The following is a 21357-nucleotide window of genomic DNA, read 5'->3' on the forward strand; positions in this document are numbered from 1 at the left end:
TTAATCAGTAGAATCGATAAAGTTAATAGATAGAAGCTTGGTAGTAGGGTAAACATGGCTGTTGTTGGATTAGGTACAGATATCGCAGAAATCGAACGTGTCGAGAAGGCATTGTCGCGAAGTGGCGATGCTTTTGCGCAGCGTATTTTGACGGATTCTGAGTTTGAAGTGTTTCAACAACTAAAGCAAAAAGGGCGTTACCTTGCAAAGCGTTTTGCTGCTAAAGAAGCAGCGTCTAAAGCGCTAGGTACGGGGATTGCTCTTGGTGTTACCTTTCACGACTTCGAGATTTCCAATGATGAGCATGGTAAGCCAGTATTACGCTTACATAAGAAAGCTCGTGAAATCGCGGAGGCGAGTGGAACCAAGTCGATTCACCTGACTATCTCAGATGAGCGGCACTATGCCGTGGCAACGGTGTTACTCGAGTCATAAATAGATTACCGCCAATCTCAATCTAGTTTGAATTCAGCACTAGACAAAAAAAGCAGAGCTCATGAGCTCTGCTTTTTATTGGTCTGCATTTAAGGCTTCAGTCTTTATTATTTCGGCTGATGCTATCTCTTGGCCGGTTTTAAGTAGTGAATCGCGGTTGCTTGAACCTTATCTAATTCATCCTGAAGCTCAAAAAGCTCCGGTTCAATATCTTCAACTGAAGTTCCAGAACGTAACTCTTTCTCTATCGTTGCACAAACCGATTTTAGCCTTGGTACGCCGCTGTATGAGCTGCTGCCATGCATTTTATGGATGATGTGTGTCAATTGTTCAACAGGGTAATCACTGTCTTCAATCGCTTTGTCGGCGGCCTCATAAACCTCAGGAATAAAGTCCACTAGCATTTGTAACATATCTCGTGCGAGATCTTCTTTGTTGGCTGCCTGCTTCATTGCTGCTTGCCAATCAATGATGATGTTTTTGTGTTCGTTAGCTTCTGTTTCTGATACTTGGCTATTGTCCACCTCAGTGGAAACTGCTGGGTGGTCAGGGTCTATTTTTTCGATGTGATCAACTTCTGACGTTGGGTTCCAATGAATGAGTACTTGTTGTAAAACATGTTCTTCAATTGGTTTGGTGAGGTAGTCATCCATACCGGCTGCAAGTAGTCGATCACGTTCGCCCACCATGGCATGAGCTGTCACTGCAATGATCGGTGTATTCGCATTGTTAGCCAGCTTCTTGATGTTCTGACAAGCGGTCACACCGTCCATCTGTGGCATTTGGATATCCATGAAAATGATATCAAATGGTGTTTCTTTTGCCTTATCGATGGCCTTTTGACCGCTGGTGCAACTGATGACTGTTTCTACGCGTTCTTTCAGTAGTGCGGTAATTAATTTTAGGTTGGCAGGGTTGTCATCAACGGCTAATACGGTGAGCGGCAACTTCTCTTCCGAGTGTGTTTCAATGGCAGGAGCAATCAAGGTTGGCGCTTGATTCGATATGAGAGTTTGCAACAGTTTCTTACGAGAGAGGGGTTTGGTAATGCATTGAACGTCCACCTCTTTCATTAGTTGCTCTCCTAGTGCTAATTCGGTACTTGGCGTACCAATAATTACATTCTGAGCTATTTTCTTCGCACCAATAGCCCAACCACTCACGGTATCAAATTGATACTCTTGGTTCGCGGCTAGGTTGAGTAGAACGTAGTCATACGAGGTAGACTCGTCAGGCATAACTGAACGATAAGTGACCACCAAGCCTTCTTGGGTTAAGATTTGTTGAGTAATCGACGCCGCTTGCATGTTTGGTTCGATAAGCAGCAGTTGCTTGTCTTGCAAACACTGAGTCTCAATCAGCTCAGTCATCGGCATATCAGTGGTAGAAAGCCTTAACGTAAACCAGAACGTCGAACCTTGGTGTAGGCGACTGGTTAGACTGATCTCTCCACCCATTTGGCTCACCAATTTCTGGGTAATGACCAGACCTAAGCCTGTACCGCCATAGCGACGAGAGATGCTCGCATCCGCTTGACTGAAGGCTTGGAATAATTGAGCTTGTTGACGTTCAGAAATACCAATCCCCGTGTCTCGAACCATGAATTGTAATTCAATACTGTCTTCGGTTTGTGAGCGTAGCTCGACGCTGATATCGATGTTGCCACGCTCAGTGAATTTGATTGAGTTACCTACAAGGTTAGTCAATATTTGCTGGATACGTAGTGGGTCACCAACAACACCTTGCGGTACTTTAGGATCAATTTTAAGGGTTAACTCTAAGCCTTTTTCATGAGCATTGGTTGCTTGAAGGTTGACGACCTCTTCAAGGCTTCCTTGGAACTCAAATGGGATGTTTTCTAAGGCTAGTTTGCCCGCTTCGAGTTTGGAAAAGTCCAAGATATCATTAATGATGCTAAGTAGATTGTTCGCGGATCGTTCAATGGTTTGCAGATAGTCGGTTTGGCTGTTCGATAGGTGGGTTTTGAGCATTTGGCGAGTAAAGCCAATCACACCGTTGAGTGGTGTTCTCAATTCGTGAGACATATTTGCCAAAAATTCAGACTTAACACGAGCGGCTTCTTGGGCGCGTTTTTTCGCGATATCTAACTCAACGTTTTGAATCTCTAGCTGCTCAAGGGTTTCACGCAGATCGGAAGTTGCTTGGTCGATACTGTGCTGCATCTCGACGTGATATTCTGATAACGAAACCGCCATCGCGTTGATACCGTTTTTCAGCGAATCTAGCTCACCATGCATTTTACCTTCGATACGCACATCTAGGTGACCACGACGAATTCGGTCGACCATGTTTTTCATGTGTGTGATCGGTTGGGTTACGTCATGCATCAAGCGAAAAGCAAATACACCAGAAAGCCCAAGCCCCAGAATCAATACCAAGAAAGCAGAGAACACCTCTTGATACTGTTGTAATCGTAATGAAGACAAGTCGAGTTCAATCGCGATATAGCCGATCGCTTGGTTGGCCTGAGATTGCCCGTTTGCTGAGTTGATGTACTGACCTTCCGCAATGATAGGCGTTCGAAGAATCAACGTATTGTCGAGCAAGTTCGATGAACTTAAATGCGGGATGGGTTTGTCTTTTGGATAAGTTAGGCTTTCAAAGTCAGGATGGAAGTTTGAGGTTACAAACAACTCATGACGTTCATCAAACACCGCGATACTGCGCACCAGTTTGGAATTCTTTCGGTGAGCATAGCTAATCAGCTGACGAACAGACTCTCGACTTTCGAGCTTCATGCCTGATTCACTCGCAATCGCAAGTGGTTCAATGATACTGGTACCAGTGTTAACCACTTGCCCTTCAAGGTCTTGATAGCGGTTAAATGAGAAAAATGCACTCAATAGCAGCCCAATAATCAGGGTTGGAGCTAGAGTTAAGGTAATTACACGGGCTCTTAAGCCATATCTGGTCATGTTCTTTAATTACATCGAGGTCTGGATATGGGAAAATAACGCACACAATGGCGGTTAAGTGAACGGTAAGCTTAATCAAAGCCGTGACGTTCGACAATGATTCCAAGACAGAATAGTGAGTCCTGGATACCAATTACTTATTAAAAGATACATTAGGCACAAGCAATGGCACGTTTTTTCCAACCAAAAAAGAAAACTCAACTCGAGACCAAGCATCAATCGATTTTGGTTGAACGAATGGATCACAATGGCGCTGGCATCGCTTATCAGAAAAATAAGCCTGTTTTCATTGATGGCGCATTGCCTGGTGAGCAGGTTGTTATTCAACTTACTGAGAGCAAAAGTAAGTTTTCGCGAGCAAAACTCATCAAATTACTGAAGCCGAGTGAGCAGCGTTTAAAGCCGTTTTGTAAGCACTTTAATCAGTGTGGTGGCTGTCACCTCCAACACCTCGGTTACGCTTCTCAGGTAGAGCACAAAGCTCAATCCCTTACGCATCTGATGAGTCAATATCAAACCACTAACACTGAGCTTGCGCAGCCTATTTTGGGTGAAGAAACGGGTTATCGCCGCCGTGCTCGAATTAGCTTATTTGTTGATAAAAAAACACAGCTGCTTCAGTTCGGTTTCCGTAAGAAGCAAAGTAAGCAGATTGAAAATATCACCGACTGTGCCGTTCTTGATTCTCGCCTTAATGTATTGTTGCCAAAGTTGAAGAATTTACTGAACACTTTCAAGAACCTTACGTCTTTAGGACATCTTGAATTAGTACTCGGAGATACTGGTCCAGTGATGGTGCTACGTCACCTTAAACCTTTGGTCGAGAAAGATGAGCAAGCGCTGATTGCGTTAGCAAAAGAAGAGGGCGCAACGCTCTATTCGATGCCTGAAACCGATCAATTGGTTCGCTTAGTTGGGGATGCGCCAGCTTATAGCGAAACTGGCGTAACGTTACCTTTTGAGCCAAACCACTTTATTCAAGTAAACCAGAAAGTGAACCAACAGATGGTTGCTCAAGCGATTGAGTGGCTTGAGCCTCAAACCGATGACCGCGTGCTTGATCTGTTCTGTGGCTTGGGTAATTTCAGTTTGCCTATCGCTCAACAATCGGCGTTTGTGGTTGGCGTGGAAGGCGTTGATGAAATGGTACAACAAGCCAAGTCTAATGCTGCGCTAAACCAGTTAAGCAATACTGAATTTTATCAAACCAACCTTGAAGAAGACCTATCTTCGCAATCTTGGGCAAAAGAAAAATTCGACAAAGTGTTGCTTGATCCAGCACGTGCCGGAGCGAGTGGGATCGTTGATCAAATTTCAGCGCTAGGAGCGAAGCGTGTGGTTTATGTTTCGTGTAATCCTGCTACTCTAGCTAGAGATTCTGAGAGCTTAGAAAAACAAGGCTACCAATTGGCTAAGCTGGGTATGTTGGACATGTTCCCTCATACCAGTCATCTAGAATCGATGGCTCTCTTTATCAAGGCTTAGAGGCTCCTAAACACAGCTTCAAAATGAATCAAAGGCGCAGGGAAGTCTGCGCTGATATCAATATGATTCGAACTAACGCGGAACCAGTTAGTCATATTGAATTGGGTATAAAACATAATAACTAGGAAGGCATGATGGTTGCGGTACGAAGCGCACATTTAAACCCAAGCGAACAGTTTGAGCTAGATAATTGGATTGCGTCACTAAATCAAGACGCAAAAACCTCGAATAAACTGACCAAAGTTTATCGTCACTGTGAAGAGCTATTAAAAGATCACGATCAAGGAACACTTTTGCTTTGGCGTGGACGTGAAATGATCGAAATCTTGGTCACATTGTCTATGGATCGCGCTACTTTAATTGCAGCACAGCTATTCCCTGTCGTATCAAGCGGTGTTTTTGAGCGCGAAGCGTTTGAAGAGAGTTACGGGAAAGAAACCGTAAAGCTGATTGATGGCGTGGAAGAAATGGCGGCTTTGGGCCAGCTAAATATTACCCTTGAAGGCAGTGCAGCCTCGGGTCAAGTCGATAATGTTCGTCGAATGCTACTCGCAATGGTGGATGACTTCCGCTGCGTAGTCATCAAGCTAGCTGAACGAATTTGTAACCTTATAGAAGTGAAAAAGGCTCCTGATGCTGTGCGCCGTGCGGCAGCAAAAGAGTGTGCCAACATCTATGCTCCGCTTGCAAATCGTTTGGGTATTGGTCAGCTAAAGTGGGAAATTGAAGATTACGCTTTCCGCTACCAACAACCTGATACGTATAAACAGATTGCAAAACAGCTGTCTGAGCGTCGTATCGTGCGCGAACAATACATTACAGATTTCGTTGATGATTTAACGGCAGAAATGAAGCGTTCAAGCATCAATGCTGAAGTCAGCGGCCGACCAAAACACATCTACAGCATTTGGCGTAAAATGCAGAAAAAAGGCTTAGAGTTTGATGAGCTTTTTGATGTACGTGCGGTGCGTATTATCGCCGACCAACTGCAAGACTGTTATGCCGGGTTGGGCGTGGTTCATACCAAATACAAACACCTACCCAGTGAATTTGATGACTATGTGGCGAATCCCAAGCCAAATGGTTACCAATCAATTCATACCGTGGTTCTTGGCCCTGAAGGCAAGACCATTGAGATTCAGATCCGTACCAAGCAGATGCATGAAGACTCTGAACTTGGTGTTGCTGCGCACTGGAAATACAAAGAAGGTGCATCTAGCAACGTACGTAGCGGCTACGACGAAAAAATCACTTGGTTGCGTAAGCTTATCGACTGGCAAGAAGAGATGTCGGATTCTGGCGAAATGCTGGATGAAGTGCGCAGCCAAGTCTTTGATGACCGTGTCTATGCCTTTACACCGCGCGGTGATGTCGTTGATCTACCAATGGGTGCAACACCGTTGGATTTTGCTTACCACATCCACTCGATGGTCGGGCACCGTTGTATCGGTGCAAAAGTAGCGGGTCGAATAGTTCCGTTTACTCATAAGCTCGCAATGGGCGATCAAGTTGAGATCATCACTCAAAAAGAACCGAACCCATCACGTGATTGGCTAAATCCGACCACAGGATTTGTTCACTCTAGCCGTGCAAGAGCAAAGATTAATGCATGGTTCCGAGCTCAGAGTCGAGAGAAAAACCTTGAAGCCGGACGAGATATCTTAGAAGTCGAACTCGGCAGAGTCGGTGCAACATTGAAAGATGCTGAGCAATATGCGCTGAAACGATTCAACGTCAACACGCCCGATGAGTTGTATGCGGGTATTGGTAGTGGCGATTTGCGTATTAACCAAGTCGTGAATCACATCAATGCCCTAGTTAATAAGCCGACGGCGGAAGAAGAAGATAAGAAAGCGCTAGAGAAGTTGCTTGAATCTGATAATAAGCCCGCTCATCAGAGCCGCCCGAAAAAAGATGCCGTGGTCGTAGAAGGGGTCGATAACCTAATGACCCACTTGGCTCGTTGTTGTCAGCCGATCCCGGGCGATGTGATCAAAGGTTACATTACTCAAGGTCGTGGTATATCGGTACACCGCAGCGATTGTGAGCAGTTAAGTGAGCTTAATTTACATGCACCTGAGCGTATTATCGATACAGTCTGGGGACATGGTTTTGTAGGCTCATATATCCTAACACTGCGTGTAGAAGCGCTAGAGCGCAACGGTTTGTTAAAAGACATCACATCATTGTTCTTGAACGAAAAAGTCAGTGTAACGACAATGAAGAGCCGTATTGACTATAAACGTCAGCTGTCGGTTATGGATTTCGATTTGGAAGTGACCAATATTGAGATTCTGAGTCGAGTGACCAGCCGAGTAGAACAAATCAAAGATGTAATGAGCGTAAAACGCCTAGGCTAAAATTCTCGTCATACTTGAAGCTGATGGCGTTGTTGCCTGCGCGCACTCGCTCAATCACATAGACAAGCTATGCTCAGGAGTCTCGTTTGCTTGTCGCCTAGCCACAGTTTCAATTATTTAGAGAATTAGACAGTATCAACAAAGGTGAGTGGTTTTGGCTACTCACCTTTTTTAGTTTTAGAAGACGTTATAAATTTAAAATCAAAGACAGTGAATAGGAAGAAAACGATGAATCACCCGATTGAACAACTTGAACAGATTATGGCTAAGCTGCGCGATCCAGAAGGTGGCTGTCCTAGGGATTTAAAACAAAATTTTGAAACAATTGTGCCGCATACTATCGAAGAGACCTATGAGGTGGTGGACGCGATTCACAATAAAGATTGGCCAAACTTACAAGAAGAGTTAGGTGACCTGTTGTTTCAAGTGATTTTCTATAGCCAATTGGCGAAAGAGCAGGGCTTGTTTGAGTTTTCTGATGTGGTAGACGGTATCAATGAGAAACTGACACGCCGCCATCCGCATGTATTCTCTGATGCCGAGTTTACTAACGACGAAGAAATTAATGCTAATTGGGAAGCTGAAAAAGCCAAAGAAAAAGCAGAGGCAGGAAAAACTCAGGAAAGTATTCTAGACTCAATACCAAACTCTCTGCCTGCACTTTCGCGTGCTACAAAGATCCAGAAACAAGTCGCAAAATTTGGCTTTGATTGGGACTCTATTGGACCAGTAGCGGATAAGGTTTTAGAGGAAGTGGATGAGGTGCTAGAAGAAGCGCTTCAAGTAACACCAAACGAAGAGTTAGTTGAAGAAGAACTGGGTGATTTACTGTTTGCAACGGTAAATTTGGTTCGACATCTGGGCAAAAATCCGGAATCGGCTCTGACAAAAGCGAACTTGAAATTTTCACGTCGTTTTAAAGGGGTGGAACAAATAGTTCGCCAACAAGATAAGAATTTAACCGATTTTTCTCTACAACAGCTTGATTCCATGTGGGATGAGGTCAAAGTGGCGGAGAAAAGATAACCAAAGCATTTATCATGAATTGATTTGAAGCAAAAAATAAAAAATAGCAGTGTGATAGATTTCACGTTGTGGCGATAAGGGGCTTCTGGTATATTTTCATCCCGTCCAGAAGTAATCCATTTCCCTCATTCAACCAATTTCAGGTTAAACATGACGACAAATTACATTTTTGTTACTGGCGGGGTTGTATCCTCTCTAGGTAAAGGTATTGCAGCAGCATCTCTTGCGGCTATTTTAGAAGCTCGTGGTCTTAAAGTGACTATGATGAAGCTTGACCCTTACATCAACGTTGATCCAGGCACTATGAGCCCGACTCAGCACGGTGAAGTGTTCGTTACGGAAGATGGCGCTGAAACTGACCTTGACCTTGGTCACTATGAGCGATTCATTCGCACCAAGATGACCAAGCGTAACAACTTCACTGCAGGTCGTGTTTATGCTGACGTTCTACGTAATGAACGTCGCGGTGATTACCTAGGTGCAACTATCCAGGTTATTCCACATATTACTAACTCTATTAAAGAACGCGTAATCTCTGGTGCTAAAGGCCACGATATCGCGCTTGTTGAAGTTGGTGGTACTGTTGGTGATATCGAATCTCTACCATTCATGGAAGCGATTCGTCAGTTAGCTGTAGAATTAGGTCGTGAACGCGCGATGTTTATGCACTTAACTCTCGTTCCTTATTTAGGTGCAGCGGGTGAGCTTAAAACTAAGCCAACGCAACACTCTGTAAAAGAGCTACTGTCTATTGGTATCCAACCTGACATTCTAGTTTGTCGTTCAGATCGTGTTATCCCAGCAAACGAACGTAAGAAAATTGCTCTTTTTTGTAATGTACAAGAAAAAGCAGTTATCTCTATGAAAGACGTAGATTCAATCTACAAGATTCCACAGTTAATCCGTGCACAGGGTACTGATGATCTTGTATGTAAGCGTTTCGGTATCGATGCTCCAGAAGCTGATCTGTCTGAATGGGAACAAGTAATTTACGAAGAAGCTAACCCAACGGGTGAAGTAACGATTGGTATGGTTGGTAAGTACATTGAACTACCAGATGCATACAAATCAGTAAATGAAGCACTTAAGCACGCAGGCTTGAAAAACCGCCTAAGCGTCACAATTAAATACGTAGACTCTCAAGATGTTGAGTCAAAAGGCGTAGAGATTTTAGAAGGCCTAGATGCAATCCTAGTTCCTGGTGGCTTTGGCGATCGTGGTGTTGAAGGTAAGATCCTTGCTGCACAATACGCTCGTGAAAACAAAGTACCTTACTTAGGTATCTGTCTAGGTATGCAAGTTGCTCTTATTGAGTACGCTCGTAATGTTGCGAAAATGGAAGGTGCACACTCTTCTGAATTCTGCAAAGAAACTAAATACCCGGTTGTTGGCCTAATCACTGAGTGGATTGACGGTGAAGGTAAAGTTGAAGAGCGTACTGAAAAATCTGATCTAGGTGGTACTATGCGCCTAGGTTCGCAACTTTGTCACCTAACTAAGGGGACAAAAGCTTACGAATTATACGGTAGTGCGACGATCCACGAACGTCACCGTCACCGTTACGAAGTGAACAACAATCTTCGTCCACAAATTGAAAAAGCGGGCCTAAAAGTATCGGGTCTATCTGCGGACAAGAAACTGGTTGAAGTTATTGAGAACCCTAACCACCCATGGTTCATTGCTGCTCAATTCCACCCAGAGTTCACTTCAACACCTCGCGATGGTCACCCATTGTTTGCAGGTTTCGTTAAAGCAGCTGGTGAATATCAGCGCGGCGAATTAGAAAAGTAAAAAGGAATACAGGTAGTAGCGTAAGTTGTGCTGCTACCTTTTAAATTTGACATTTATATATTCAACGAGAAGGAAACATTCAATGTCTAAGATCGTTAAAGTTCTAGGTCGTGAAATCATCGATTCACGTGGTAACCCAACTGTAGAAGCTGAAGTACACCTAGAAGGCGGTTTCGTAGGTATGGCTGCTGCTCCATCTGGCGCATCTACTGGTTCTCGCGAAGCTCTTGAGCTACGTGACGGCGACAAATCACGTTTCCTAGGTAAAGGTGTTCTTAAAGCTATTGAAGCTGTAAACGGCCCAATCGCTGAAGCTCTAATTGGTTCTGACGCTAAAGCACAAGCTGACGTTGACCAAGTTATGCTTGATCTAGACGGTACTGAGAACAAGTCTAAGTTTGGCGCTAACGCTATCCTTGCTGTTTCTCTAGCTAACGCAAAAGCTGCTGCTGCTGCGAAAGGCATGCCTCTATACGAGCACATTGCTGAGCTAAACGGTACTGCTGGTCAGTTCTCTATGCCTCTACCAATGATGAACATCATCAACGGTGGCGAGCACGCTGATAACAACGTTGACATCCAAGAGTTCATGATCCAACCAGTTGGCGCTAAAACTCTTAAAGAAGGTCTACGTATCGGCGCTGAAGTATTCCACAACCTAGCTAAAGTACTTAAGTCTAAAGGCTACAGCACTGCAGTTGGTGATGAAGGTGGTTTCGCTCCTAACCTTAAGTCTAACGCTGAAGCTCTAGAAGTTATCGCAGAAGCTGTTGCAGCTGCTGGTTACGAACTAGGTAAAGACGTTACTCTTGCTATGGACTGTGCTGCATCTGAGTTCTTCGACAAAGAAGCTGGTATCTACAACATGAAGGGCGAAGGTAAAACTTTCACTTCTGAAGAGTTCAACCACTACCTAGCTGACCTAGCGAACAACTTCCCAATCGTTTCTATCGAAGACGGTCTTGACGAGTCAGATTGGGATGGCTTCAAGCACCAAACTGAACTTCTAGGCGACAAGCTTCAAATCGTTGGTGACGATCTATTCGTTACAAACACTAAGATTCTTGCTGAAGGTATCGAGAAAGGCGTAGCTAACTCTATCCTTATCAAGTTCAACCAAATCGGTTCTCTAACAGAGACTCTAGCTGCTATCAAGATGGCTAAAGACGCTGGCTACACTGCAGTAATCTCTCACCGTTCTGGCGAAACTGAAGATGCAACTATCGCTGATCTAGCGGTAGGTACAGCTGCAGGTCAAATCAAAACTGGTTCTATGAGCCGTTCTGACCGTGTTGCTAAGTACAACCAACTAATCCGTATCGAAGAAGCTCTAGGTTCTAAAGCTCCTTTCAACGGTCTTAAAGAAGTTAAAGGTCAATAATCTCTCTGGTTTTTAAACCAAAGGAATTGTTAATCTAAGCTTTGAATGCCTCGCTAATGCGGGGCATTTTTTTGTCTGTAGAAAACTGAGGGAAAGAAGCTCTAGGTTCTAAAGTTCCTCCTTTTACAACAAAAGCGGTCTCAAGGAAGTTAAAGGTCAGCACTTTCTTCAGCACTTTCTTCAAGACTTAAAGCCTAGCGAATTGTTAACTTAAGCTTTTGAAAAACGCTCTACTCCGGTAGGGCGTTTTTTTGCCTGAAATTCGTGATTCCCCTGGCTGACGAAAGAAGGAGTAGGGAATCCCTTATTAACGTTTGTCGTTATAGATGCCCAACTCAGTCGTTCCTCCTTCTTGAGAATGACGATATAACAGCCGAGCGGATAAGTGCTCTATCTTCGATTGTTCTATCATTCTTTTAGTTTTACGGAGGAGGTTCGTGGGAATCTCATTCTTACAACCCACTATTCTGCCGAATAATTCTTCGACTTATTGATTCCCTGACACCACATATCTCGCACCAATAAGCGCATTATGGTATATATGTGCCTTATTCTAGTTCCTTCTTTTTCAACCGGCGAAAGGTGTTATGCGAATTTTTGCTTTAGTACTGCTCATAGTGTTTGGCTGGCTACAACACACACTGTGGCTCGGTAAAAATGGTATTTCTGATTACTACGGTGTGAACAATGAAATCCAAGTTCAGCAGCAAGTAAATGAAAAGCTTCATCTTCGTAATGCTGAGATGTTTGCGGAAATCGACGATCTACGCCAAGGCTTAGACGCGATTGAAGAGCGCGCACGTCATGAGCTGGGAATGGTGAAAGAAGGCGAAACGTTTTATCGTATTATTGGTGAGGAATCTCATTAATGTCGAACCAACTTCAAAGCATTATTGCAGTGGTCCCCGCTGCGGGCGTCGGCAGCCGAATGAAGGCAGACCGTCCCAAACAATATCTTCAGATTCACGGTAAAACGATTTTAGAGCACACCGTTGAAAAACTGTTGTCTCACCCTCAGGTGTCTAAAGTTGTGGTAGCGGTCAGCGACGATGATCCTTACTACCCTGAATTACCGCTTAACCTTAACCCGCAGGTGATCAGAGTTTCAGGCGGAACGGAAAGAGCCGATTCGGTGCTTTCTGCTCTGGATTATATTGCTCAACAGCAACTCAGTGACTGGGTGATGGTGCATGATGCCGCTAGGCCTTGTATCCAGCTGAGCGATATCGACAAACTGATCTCTGGGGCCATGACCCATGATGTGGGCGCGATTTTAGCTGCGCCGGTTCGCGATACAATGAAACGTGGTGTGCAAGGACAAATTGAACACACGGTCGATCGTGTCGATCTTTGGCATGCGCTTACCCCTCAGATGTTTCGATCTAAGCCTTTAAGGAAAGTCTTGAGTGAAGCCTTGCAACAAGGCGTTTCGATTACCGATGAGGCCTCTGCATTTGAGTGGAAGGGTTTATCACCAGCATTGATTGCTGGGCGTTCAGATAATTTTAAGATTACTCAGCCTGAAGATTTAGCTTTGGCTGAGTTTTATTTAAGTCAGAATAAGGAATAATGATGATTCGTATTGGTCATGGCTTTGATGTGCATAAGTTTGGCGGTGAAGGCCCAGTAATTATTGGTGGCGTGAGCATTCCTTACGAGCAAGGGCTTATGGCACATTCAGACGGAGATGTCGCCCTTCATGCGTTGTGTGACGCTTTGCTAGGTGCTATTGCTGCGGGTGATATTGGTCGTCATTTCCCCGATACTGATGATGAGTGGAAAGGTGCGGATAGCCGTGAACTGCTTAAAGATGTATATCGTCGAGTCAAAGAGCAAGGTTATGAGATCGGTAATGCTGATATTACTATCATGGCGCAAGCTCCTAAAATGGCACCTCATATAGACTCTATGTGCCAAGCTATTGCACAAGATTTAGAAACTAGCATTAGTAATGTGAATGTAAAAGCGACGACTACCGAGCGTTTAGGTTTTACAGGTCGCAAAGAGGGCATCGCGTGTGAAGCGGTGGTCCTAATTACCAAAAGTGCGTAAGCACCAACACGAAAAGAACAGCATGTCAGATATTTTATCTTCATTGGTTTACCTAAACGGTAAACCAACTGCGAAAGCAAAACTAAAAGCAAAAGCCGAACACTTTGTCGTTAATGAAGACTTGGGTTTTGAGTTCACTGGTGAAGGCGAACACCTAATGGTTCGTATTCGTAAAACGGGTGAAAATACGAGTTTCGTTGCAAACGAACTGGCTAAAGCATGCGGTGTTAAGTCGAAAGACGTGAGCTGGGCGGGTTTGAAAGACCGTCACGCTGTTACAGAACAGTGGTTGAGTGTGCACTTACCTAAAGGTGAACCTGACTTTTCAGCTTTCTTAGCACAGTACCCAAGCATTGATATTTTAGCGACTGCACGTCATAACAAAAAATTACGTCCAGGTGATTTAGTTGGCAACCAATTTGAGCTGACCTTGTCTGAAGTAACAGATTGCGATGATGTGGTAAAACGTTTAGAAAAAGTCGCTCAAGTAGGTGTGCCAAATTACTTCGGTGCTCAGCGTTTTGGTAATGAAGGTAATAACCTTACTGAGGCTCGCCGTTGGGGCCGAGAGAATGTACGTACTCGTAACCAAAATAAGCGTAGCTTGTATCTTTCTTCAGCACGCTCGTGGATTTACAACCTGATCCTTTCAGACCGTATTGAACAAGGTGTTTTTGCATCAGCATTGGTTGGTGACATCGTGTTTAAAGACGGTGCTCAACTTATTGTGACAGCTGACAACATTGAAGCGTTAAACCAAGATATTGCGAACGACTCTGCATTTGTTACTGTCGCTTTAGCTGGTGATAATGCTTTGCCAACAGCGGGTGAACCTCAAGCTTTAGAGCAGAAGCATCTTGATTCTGAACCTGATCTTATGGCTCTGATTTGCGGTAATCGTATGCGTCATGACCGCCGTGAAGCGTCGCTTAAACCTACTGGCTTAACGTGGGAAGTGAGCGAAGATAACGTGACTCTCAAGTTCTCTTTAGATGCTGGTTGTTTCGCTACCGCTATTGTTCGTGAACTGGTTGAAGAAGTACACGTAGAGAGAAGCTACGATCAATAACGACTCTGCTTGGATCTAAGTGACTTGATATTGGAATTTAAGTCACTTGGAATTGGAACAAAAGAAAGGATAAAAGATGAAGATTTTACTCAGCAACGATGATGGTGTGCATGCTCAAGGTATTCATGAGCTTGCAAATGAACTATGTGATCTTGCTGAAGTTATCATTGTTGCACCTGATCGTAATCGCTCGGGTGCTTCAAATTCATTAACTTTAGAACAACCTCTGCGTGTTCAAGAGATTGCTAAAAATACTTATTCGGTACAAGGGACACCAACCGACTGTGTACATTTTGCGTTAAATGAACTTCTAAAAAATGACATGCCTGACCTAGTTTTAACGGGCATTAATCACGGTGCAAATCTTGGTGATGACGTGCTTTATTCGGGTACGGTAGCTGCGGCAATGGAAGGGCACTTTTTAGGTGTTCAATCGGTGGCGTTTTCTCTGGTTGGAAAAAAACATTTTAAGACAGCGGCGACTATAGCTCGTCGTATCGTCGAACAACATTTAGCAAATCCAATCCCTACTAATCGTCTATTAAACGTTAATGTTCCTGATTTAGCCTTGGAACAACTGTCTGATACTCAGGTGACACGCTTAGGTGCGCGGCATCATGCTGAAGATATGATTAAGCAAAAAGACCCTCGTGGTCATGATATCTATTGGCTTGGCCCTCCGGGTAAAGAGCAAGATGCTGGCGAAGGCACTGACTTCTGTGCGATAGAACGTGGCTTTGTATCGGTAACACCATTACAAGTTGATCTTACGGCACATGAGTCGTTGGGTGCGATGGCAACGTGGTTAGGAGAGAAGTAAGTGAGTAATCCACAAGCAGAACGCTTAGTCACTTTTCTGATTGAAAATGGTATTCAGGACCAAAAGGTTCTTGATGCTATTTACCAACTGCCAAGAGAGAGTTTTTTATCACAGGCAATGTATCATCAAGCCTATGATAATAATGCGCTGCCGATTGGGCAGGGCCAGACAATATCTCAGCCGTATATTGTTGCTAAAATGACAGAGTTACTTGAGTTGCAACAGGGTAGTCGTGTTTTGGAAATTGGAACCGGCTCTGGCTACCAAACCGCAGTATTGGCTCAACTGGTTGATCATGTTTATTCGGTTGAAAGAATAAAATCGCTGCAATGGGATGCTAAACGCCGCCTAAAACAACTCGATTTCTATAATATTTCAACTAAGCACGGTGATGGCTGGCAAGGATGGTCGTCCAAAGCGCCTTTTGATGCCATTATTGTAACCGCCGCCGCGGAGTCGATTCCTCAAGCGCTTTTGCAGCAGTTGAAAGATGGCGGTCGTTTATTAATTCCTGTCGGTGATGATGAACAACAGTTATTGAAGATCGTTCGCCATGGAGATGAGTTCCTATCCAGTGTTATCGAGATGGTGAGATTTGTACCTCTTGTTCCTGGTGAGCTAGCTTAATAAAAAGACTAATGGTGTAGGTGGATAGAGAGTCGATGCGTTCGAAGTTGTTAAAAGTAAGTACTTTACTGCTTAGCTGTGCACTTATTGGGTGTGCAGCTAATTCGCCTGCGCCAGTTTCAAGCCTAAATAAAAAATATTCCTCGATTGATCGTGGCAGCTATCGCGGTAGTTACTACGAAGTGAAAAAAGGCGATACACTTTATTTTATTGCTTATGTAACGAATAAAGACGTTAACGATCTTGTGAGTTATAACAAGCTTGCTGCTCCTTACACTATCCATCCAGGGCAGAAGCTTAAGTTATGGCGTCCGAGTTACAACGCACCAGCGTATGGTAAATCAACGGTAGCGGTAGCAGCCGTTGCTGCTCCTGTCGCGGCATCCACAACTTCATCTACAGCAAGTAAACCTAAAACCACTCCACAAAAGAGTAAAAACTCTAAATCTGCACAAGCTCAAACTACGACTAAAGTGGTTAAAAAAGATCCACCAAAGAAGGTTGAACAATCCAAATCAAAGGAGTATGTTGGTTCTAAAGGTAAACAGAATGTTACACCGTCCACCAAACCAACAAGTGATAAAGTATCCAAATGGTTATGGCCAACGAAAGGGAGAGTGATTAAGAATTTCTCTGTAGGCGAACAAGGAAATAAAGGCATCGACATAGCAGGACAGCGAGGTCAGCCAATAGTATCGACTGCAGGGGGAACGGTTGTTTATTCGGGTAATGCATTAAGAGGCTACGGCAATCTAGTGATTGTGAAGCACAATGATAATTACTTAAGTGCATACGCGCACAACGACCGACTATTAGTATCTGAAGGGCAAAGTGTGAAACCAGGGCAGAAAATTGCAACAATGGGAAGCTCTGGAGCCAGCAGTGTTAGGCTGCACTTTGAGATTCGTTACCAAGGCAAATCAGTTAATCCAAAACGGTATTTGCCTTAAATACAATATGAATTAATAACGTATTGTATTGAGTGACATAGTCATTTAGCGACATATGAAGTTGAAATGTCATGCTAATTTCGCCAGGGGGAGGCGTTATGAGTATAAGCAATGCAGTAACCAAACAAGAGTTCGATCTTAACCAAGCAACCACGGAACCGGAAAAACTTGGAAAAGCAAAACGAGCTGTCACTAAGAAAACCGAAACGAAAGAAGAGACCGAAGTTACATCTAAAAGTTTAGATGCTACTCAACTCTACTTGGGTGAAATCGGTTTCTCACCATTACTTACCGCTGAAGAAGAAGTGCTTTATGCACGTCGAGCTCTACGCGGTGATGAAGCAGCACGCAAACGCATGATCGAAAGTAACCTGCGTTTGGTAGTGAAAATTTCTCGTCGTTACAGCAATCGTGGCCTTGCACTTCTCGATCTAATTGAAGAAGGCAACCTAGGTTTGATTCGCGCCGTAGAGAAGTTTGATCCTGAACGTGGCTTCCGCTTTTCAACTTACGCGACATGGTGGATTCGTCAAACCATTGAACGTGCTTTAATGAATCAGACTCGCACCATCCGTTTGCCAATCCATGTTGTGAAAGAGCTGAACATCTACCTACGTACGGCAAGAGAGCTATCTCAAAAGCTTGACCATGAACCAACAGCTGAAGAGATTGCCTCTAAGTTAGATAAACCTGTTGGTGATGTGAGCAAGATGCTTCGTCTAAACGAAAGAGTGAGTTCTGTCGATACGCCAATAGGTGGTGACGGTGAAAAAGCACTGTTGGATATTATTCCAGACATCAACAATTCAGATCCTGAGGTTTCAACTCAAGATAATGATATTAAGAACTCGTTGATTTTCTGGCTTGATGAACTGAATCCTAAGCAGAAAGAGGTATTGGCACGTCGATTTGGACTACTAGGGTATGAACCGTCAACATTAGAAGAAGTGGGCCGTGAAATCAGCCTGACTCGTGAACGTGTTCGTCAAATCCAAGTTGAAGGTCTTCGTCGTCTACGTGAGATTCTAATCAAGCAAGGCTTGAACATGGAAAATCTGTTCAACGTAGAAAACGACTAAATGAACTGATGACGTTTCTTTGAATAGAAGACAAATAAAAACGCTGACTTAAGTCAGCGTTTTTTTGTTTGTGGCTTTTGTATTTTATGTCGCCTAATCAACACGACATTGCCAAACGACAGAAAGAAGCTACTTGGAAAAGACTAAAGCAGTTTCTTTAAACGGTAGAGCTCTTCTAATGCTTGGCGAGGTGTTAAATCATCTGGGTCTACATTCGCTAGTGCTTGTTCCACTTCACTCGGTTCAGGTATCAGGCTCAGTTGGTTCGCGATATCAACGCCGCTTGGCTTTGACGTCGGTGAATCGATACTGAGTGCTTCTAACTGGGTTAGTTTAGCGCGTGCATTTTTGATTACCGCTTTAGGTACACCAGCCAATCCAGCTACCGCGAGGCCGTAAGATTTACTGGCAGCACCTTCTTGAACTGCGTGCATAAATGCAATGCTATCGCCGTGTTCAACCGCATCTAAATGTACGTTCGCTAAGGTTGGAATTTGGTTTGGTAATTCAGTTAGTTCAAAGTAGTGCGTTGCAAACAGTGTCATCGCATTGATTTGATTAGCTAGCCATTCAGCACTTGCCCAAGCCAGTGATAGGCCATCATAAGTGCTGGTGCCGCGGCCGATCTCATCCATCAACACAAGACTATTTGGTGTCGCATTGTGCAGAATATTCGCAGTTTCTGTCATTTCGACCATGAAAGTTGAGCGACCAGACGCCAAATCATCGGACGCACCAATACGAGTAAAAATACGATCGATAGAGCCAATTGTTGCGCTTTCTGCTGGTACATAACAACCAATATGAGCCATCAATGCGATGAGCGCTGTTTGGCGCATGTAGGTCGACTTACCGCCCATGTTTGGACCTGTGATGATCAGCATCTTACGTTGGTCATTCAGATCAATTGGGTTAGCAATGAAAGGTTCGTCCATCACTTGCTCAACAACGGGGTGACGACCCGCTTGAATTTGCACGCCTGCCGACTCTGTCATCGTTGGACGACAGTAATCAAGAGTGTCTGCACGTTCCGCTAAGTTTTGTAGAACATCAAGTTGAGACACTGAAGAAGCGATGTTTTGTAGTTGCTCTAGATAAGGCAGTAACAAATCAAACAACTCTTCCCATAACTTCTTCTCAATAGCTAGGGCTTTCGATTTAGAGCTGAGAACTTTGTCTTCGTGCTCTTTCAGTTCTGGAATGATGTAACGCTCAGCATTTTTTAGCGTTTGGCGGCGAACATAGTGTGGCGGCACAAGGTGGCTTTGTCCGCGGCTTACTTGAATAAAGAAACCGTGTACGTTGTTGTAGCCAACTTTAAGCGTGTCGATACCATGACGTTCACGCTCTTCTTTCTCTAGCTTATCAAGAAACTCGGTTGCACCGGCTGCAAGATCGCGCCATTCATCTAGTTCAGCGTTGTAGCCTTCTGCTATCACGCCACCGTCTCGAATCACGACGGGTGGATTCTCTTTGATCGCACGCTCAAGCAGTTCTGAAACTTCATCCACAGGTGATGCATACTGAGCAAGCTGAGTAAGGTAAGGATGCTTAAGTTGCGTAAGTGTTTCTGCTAACTCTGGTAAGTATTCCATTGCTTGGCGAAGTCGCGCCATATCACGAGGGCGAGCTGAACGAAGTGCAAGGCGAGCAAGAATACGTTCGATATCACCAATCTGTTTCAGTGTTGGCTGTAACTCCGTAAACAGAGACAAGTCTTTCATTTCGCCAATTGCATCTAAGCGTTGATCAAGTGCTGAGATATTACGCATTGGTTGATGTAACCAACGCTTCAACATACGGCTGCCCATAGCTGTTGCAGTGTGATCAAGTACTTCGGCAAGGGTGTTGTCAGTGCCACCAGATAAGTTCTGAGTTATCTCTAGATTTCGACGGGTCGCCGCATCAAGGATCACTGAGTGATCTTGTTTATCCATTGTGAGTGAACGGATGTGCGGAAGGGCAGTACGTTGCGTATCTTTCACGTATTGGATTAGACAGCCAGCTGCGCAGAGGCCTAGTTTCGCGCCCTCAACGCCAAAGCCAACGAGGTCACGAGTACCAAATTGTTGGTTTAGCTGCTGTTTCGCTGTATCTAATTCAAATTCCCATACTGGACGACGGCGATTACCATTGCGGCTTGCCATTAAGGTTACAGGTTCGAAATCTTCAGGGAACAACAACTCACGTGGTGATGTCCTTTGTAGCTCCGCGGCCATCGCTTCTTCAGTTTCAGGCTCACATAGCTGGAATCGACCAGAGGTTATATCAAGTGTTGCGTAGCCAAACTTACCGTTATGGTGGTAAATAGCGGCAATCAGGTTATCAACACGCTCAGAAAGCAATGCTTCATCTGTCACGGTTCCTGGTGTCACAATTCTCACGACAGCGCGATCAACGGGGCCTTTTGAAGTCGCTGGATTGCCAATCTGTTCACAAATCGCTACGGATTCTCCCAACTGCACTAATTTCGCAAGGTAACCTTCGACGGCGTGGTACGGAACACCTGCCATAGGAATTGGCTCGCCATTCGAAGAACCACGCTTAGTCAGTGAAATATCTAGGAGTTGAGAGGCTTTTTTAGCGTCATCGTAGAAAAGCTCATAGAAATCGCCCATGCGGTAGAACAACAGAATTTCTGGGTTTTCTGCTTTGAGTTTTAGATACTGCTGCATCATGGGAGTATGTTTTTGATCGGCTTTCACAGTTAACTTCTTTCGTTTATTTCTATTGCGGCTTAGGATACGTGAAAGCGTTTCGTGCGAAAAGCGACACATGCGAAAAGATGCAAATCCAAATGATATGACTGTGAATAAAGGGAAGCCGACAATGCATACGACTCAAGAACTTAGTGAGCAGCTTGGACATTTACTTGCGAAACACCAACACATGCTAGTAACGGCTGAATCCTGCACTGGCGGGGGCGTAGCGAGTGCTGTGACAGATATTGCAGGTAGCTCTGCGTGGTTTGATCGTGCCTTTGTGACTTACAGTAACGAAGCCAAACAAGAGATGATCGGAGTTCAGCTTGAAACCTTAGCCAAATTTGGTGCTGTGAGTGAGCCTGTGGTAATTGAAATGGCCGATGGTGCGTTACAGAATTCCAATGGCACGATTTCTGTCTCGATCAGCGGCATCGCTGGTCCTGGTGGTGGCACTGAAGATAAACCCGTAGGTACTGTGTGTTTTGCTTGGAAGGCGTCAAGTGGGTGGAATAAAGTAGAAACGAATGTATTTGCAGGCGATAGATCACAAGTACGTCAACAAGCCACGCATCATGCCTTGCAAGTTATTTATGATTACCTCTCAATGGAAGACAAGTAACATTTGTACAAATTATTTTCAT

At 44.3% G+C, this 21357-nt stretch carries 17 protein-coding genes; 15 read left to right on the forward strand and 2 right to left on the reverse strand.

From position 1 onward, the window contains the following. Positions 1-54 precede the first annotated feature (54 nt). Entirely contained in the window at positions 55-435 is a 381-nt protein-coding gene (gene acpS / locus OCV36_RS02515; protein ID WP_017075383.1) for a holo-ACP synthase, read from the forward strand. A gap of 122 nt (positions 436-557) precedes the next feature. Here acpS and barA read toward each other — a convergent pair whose 3' ends face one another. Further along, the gene (barA, locus tag OCV36_RS02520; protein ID WP_135457201.1) at positions 558-3371 is read right to left on the reverse strand and encodes a two-component sensor histidine kinase BarA; all 2814 of its coding nucleotides are present in this window, start codon (positions 3369-3371) and stop codon (positions 558-560) included. Positions 3372-3536: 165 nt separating this feature from the next. On the opposite strand from barA, the gene rlmD reads away from it, so the two are divergent. The 13 genes from rlmD to rpoS all read left to right on the forward strand — a co-directional run bounded on the left by rlmD (position 3537) and on the right by rpoS (position 18011). Further along, positions 3537-4856, forward strand: coding sequence for a 23S rRNA (uracil(1939)-C(5))-methyltransferase RlmD (gene rlmD / locus OCV36_RS02525; protein WP_135457199.1), 1320 nt, complete (start codon positions 3537-3539; stop codon positions 4854-4856). A 134-nt stretch (positions 4857-4990) separates the two neighbouring features. Next, a complete protein-coding gene (gene relA, locus OCV36_RS02530) occupies positions 4991-7216 on the forward strand; it encodes a GTP diphosphokinase (RefSeq protein ID WP_029225103.1) in 2226 nt (741 codons plus the stop codon). Positions 7217-7444: 228 nt separating this feature from the next. After that, the gene (mazG, locus tag OCV36_RS02535) at positions 7445-8242 is read left to right on the forward strand and encodes a nucleoside triphosphate pyrophosphohydrolase (RefSeq protein WP_135457197.1); all 798 of its coding nucleotides are present in this window, start codon (positions 7445-7447) and stop codon (positions 8240-8242) included. Positions 8243-8392: 150 nt separating this feature from the next. Beyond that, a complete protein-coding gene (locus tag OCV36_RS02540; RefSeq protein ID WP_017075378.1) occupies positions 8393-10033 on the forward strand; it encodes a CTP synthase in 1641 nt (546 codons plus the stop codon). Positions 10034-10115: 82 nt separating this feature from the next. Next, entirely contained in the window at positions 10116-11414 is a 1299-nt protein-coding gene (gene eno / locus OCV36_RS02545; protein ID WP_029225101.1) for a phosphopyruvate hydratase, read from the forward strand. Positions 11415-12001: 587 nt separating this feature from the next. Continuing rightward, positions 12002-12283, forward strand: coding sequence for a cell division protein FtsB (gene ftsB / locus OCV36_RS02550; RefSeq protein ID WP_004735394.1), 282 nt, complete (start codon positions 12002-12004; stop codon positions 12281-12283). Then, on the forward strand, positions 12283-12984 hold the full coding sequence (gene ispD, locus OCV36_RS02555) for a 2-C-methyl-D-erythritol 4-phosphate cytidylyltransferase (RefSeq protein WP_135457194.1): 702 nt from the start codon (positions 12283-12285) through the stop codon (positions 12982-12984). The genes ftsB and ispD overlap by 1 nt, the downstream gene beginning before the upstream one ends. A gap of 2 nt (positions 12985-12986) precedes the next feature. Beyond that, positions 12987-13466 carry a 2-C-methyl-D-erythritol 2,4-cyclodiphosphate synthase gene (gene ispF / locus OCV36_RS02560; RefSeq protein WP_135457274.1) on the forward strand — a complete coding sequence of 160 codons (480 nt, stop codon included), beginning with the start codon at positions 12987-12989 and terminating at the stop codon, positions 13464-13466. Between the two features lie 22 nt (positions 13467-13488). Next, complete coding sequence (gene truD / locus OCV36_RS02565) at positions 13489-14535, forward strand: tRNA pseudouridine(13) synthase TruD (RefSeq protein WP_135457192.1); 1047 nt, start codon at positions 13489-13491, stop codon at positions 14533-14535. Positions 14536-14611: 76 nt separating this feature from the next. Continuing rightward, positions 14612-15355 carry a 5'/3'-nucleotidase SurE gene (gene surE, locus OCV36_RS02570; protein WP_135457190.1) on the forward strand — a complete coding sequence of 248 codons (744 nt, stop codon included), beginning with the start codon at positions 14612-14614 and terminating at the stop codon, positions 15353-15355. After that, on the forward strand, positions 15356-15982 hold the full coding sequence (locus OCV36_RS02575) for a protein-L-isoaspartate(D-aspartate) O-methyltransferase (RefSeq protein ID WP_017075372.1): 627 nt from the start codon (positions 15356-15358) through the stop codon (positions 15980-15982). It abuts the gene before it with no gap. 35 nt (positions 15983-16017) lie between these two features. Then, positions 16018-16932, forward strand: a complete 915-nt coding sequence (nlpD, locus tag OCV36_RS02580; RefSeq protein WP_029225097.1) for a murein hydrolase activator NlpD — start codon at positions 16018-16020, stop codon at positions 16930-16932. Between the two features lie 98 nt (positions 16933-17030). Next, complete coding sequence (gene rpoS, locus OCV36_RS02585) at positions 17031-18011, forward strand: RNA polymerase sigma factor RpoS (protein WP_029225096.1); 981 nt, start codon at positions 17031-17033, stop codon at positions 18009-18011. Between the two features lie 143 nt (positions 18012-18154). On the opposite strand, the gene mutS is transcribed toward rpoS, so the two are convergent. Then, positions 18155-20716, reverse strand: a complete 2562-nt coding sequence (mutS, locus tag OCV36_RS02590) for a DNA mismatch repair protein MutS (protein WP_017075369.1) — start codon at positions 20714-20716, stop codon at positions 18155-18157. 124 nt (positions 20717-20840) lie between these two features. On the opposite strand from mutS, the gene pncC reads away from it, so the two are divergent. Further along, complete coding sequence (pncC, locus tag OCV36_RS02595) at positions 20841-21335, forward strand: nicotinamide-nucleotide amidase (protein ID WP_135457188.1); 495 nt, start codon at positions 20841-20843, stop codon at positions 21333-21335. Positions 21336-21357: the final 22 nt, after the last annotated feature.

This window comes from Vibrio echinoideorum (genome assembly GCF_024347455.1).
GTDB classification, from domain to species: domain Bacteria; phylum Pseudomonadota; class Gammaproteobacteria; order Enterobacterales; family Vibrionaceae; genus Vibrio; species Vibrio echinoideorum.

Coding starts and splice junctions, on each gene's coding strand:
- acpS (WP_017075383.1), top strand. CDS start 55: ATGGCTGTTGTTGGATTAGGTACAGATATCGCAGAAATCGAACGTGTC.
- barA (WP_135457201.1), bottom strand. CDS start 3,371: ATGACCAGATATGGCTTAAGAGCCCGTGTAATTACCTTAACTCTAGCT.
- rlmD (WP_135457199.1), top strand. CDS start 3,537: ATGGCACGTTTTTTCCAACCAAAAAAGAAAACTCAACTCGAGACCAAG.
- relA (WP_029225103.1), top strand. CDS start 4,991: ATGGTTGCGGTACGAAGCGCACATTTAAACCCAAGCGAACAGTTTGAG.
- mazG (WP_135457197.1), top strand. CDS start 7,445: ATGAATCACCCGATTGAACAACTTGAACAGATTATGGCTAAGCTGCGC.
- OCV36_RS02540 (WP_017075378.1), top strand. CDS start 8,393: ATGACGACAAATTACATTTTTGTTACTGGCGGGGTTGTATCCTCTCTA.
- eno (WP_029225101.1), top strand. CDS start 10,116: ATGTCTAAGATCGTTAAAGTTCTAGGTCGTGAAATCATCGATTCACGT.
- ftsB (WP_004735394.1), top strand. CDS start 12,002: ATGCGAATTTTTGCTTTAGTACTGCTCATAGTGTTTGGCTGGCTACAA.
- ispD (WP_135457194.1), top strand. CDS start 12,283: ATGTCGAACCAACTTCAAAGCATTATTGCAGTGGTCCCCGCTGCGGGC.
- ispF (WP_135457274.1), top strand. CDS start 12,987: ATGATTCGTATTGGTCATGGCTTTGATGTGCATAAGTTTGGCGGTGAA.
- truD (WP_135457192.1), top strand. CDS start 13,489: ATGTCAGATATTTTATCTTCATTGGTTTACCTAAACGGTAAACCAACT.
- surE (WP_135457190.1), top strand. CDS start 14,612: ATGAAGATTTTACTCAGCAACGATGATGGTGTGCATGCTCAAGGTATT.
- nlpD (WP_029225097.1), top strand. CDS start 16,018: ATGCGTTCGAAGTTGTTAAAAGTAAGTACTTTACTGCTTAGCTGTGCA.
- rpoS (WP_029225096.1), top strand. CDS start 17,031: ATGAGTATAAGCAATGCAGTAACCAAACAAGAGTTCGATCTTAACCAA.
- pncC (WP_135457188.1), top strand. CDS start 20,841: ATGCATACGACTCAAGAACTTAGTGAGCAGCTTGGACATTTACTTGCG.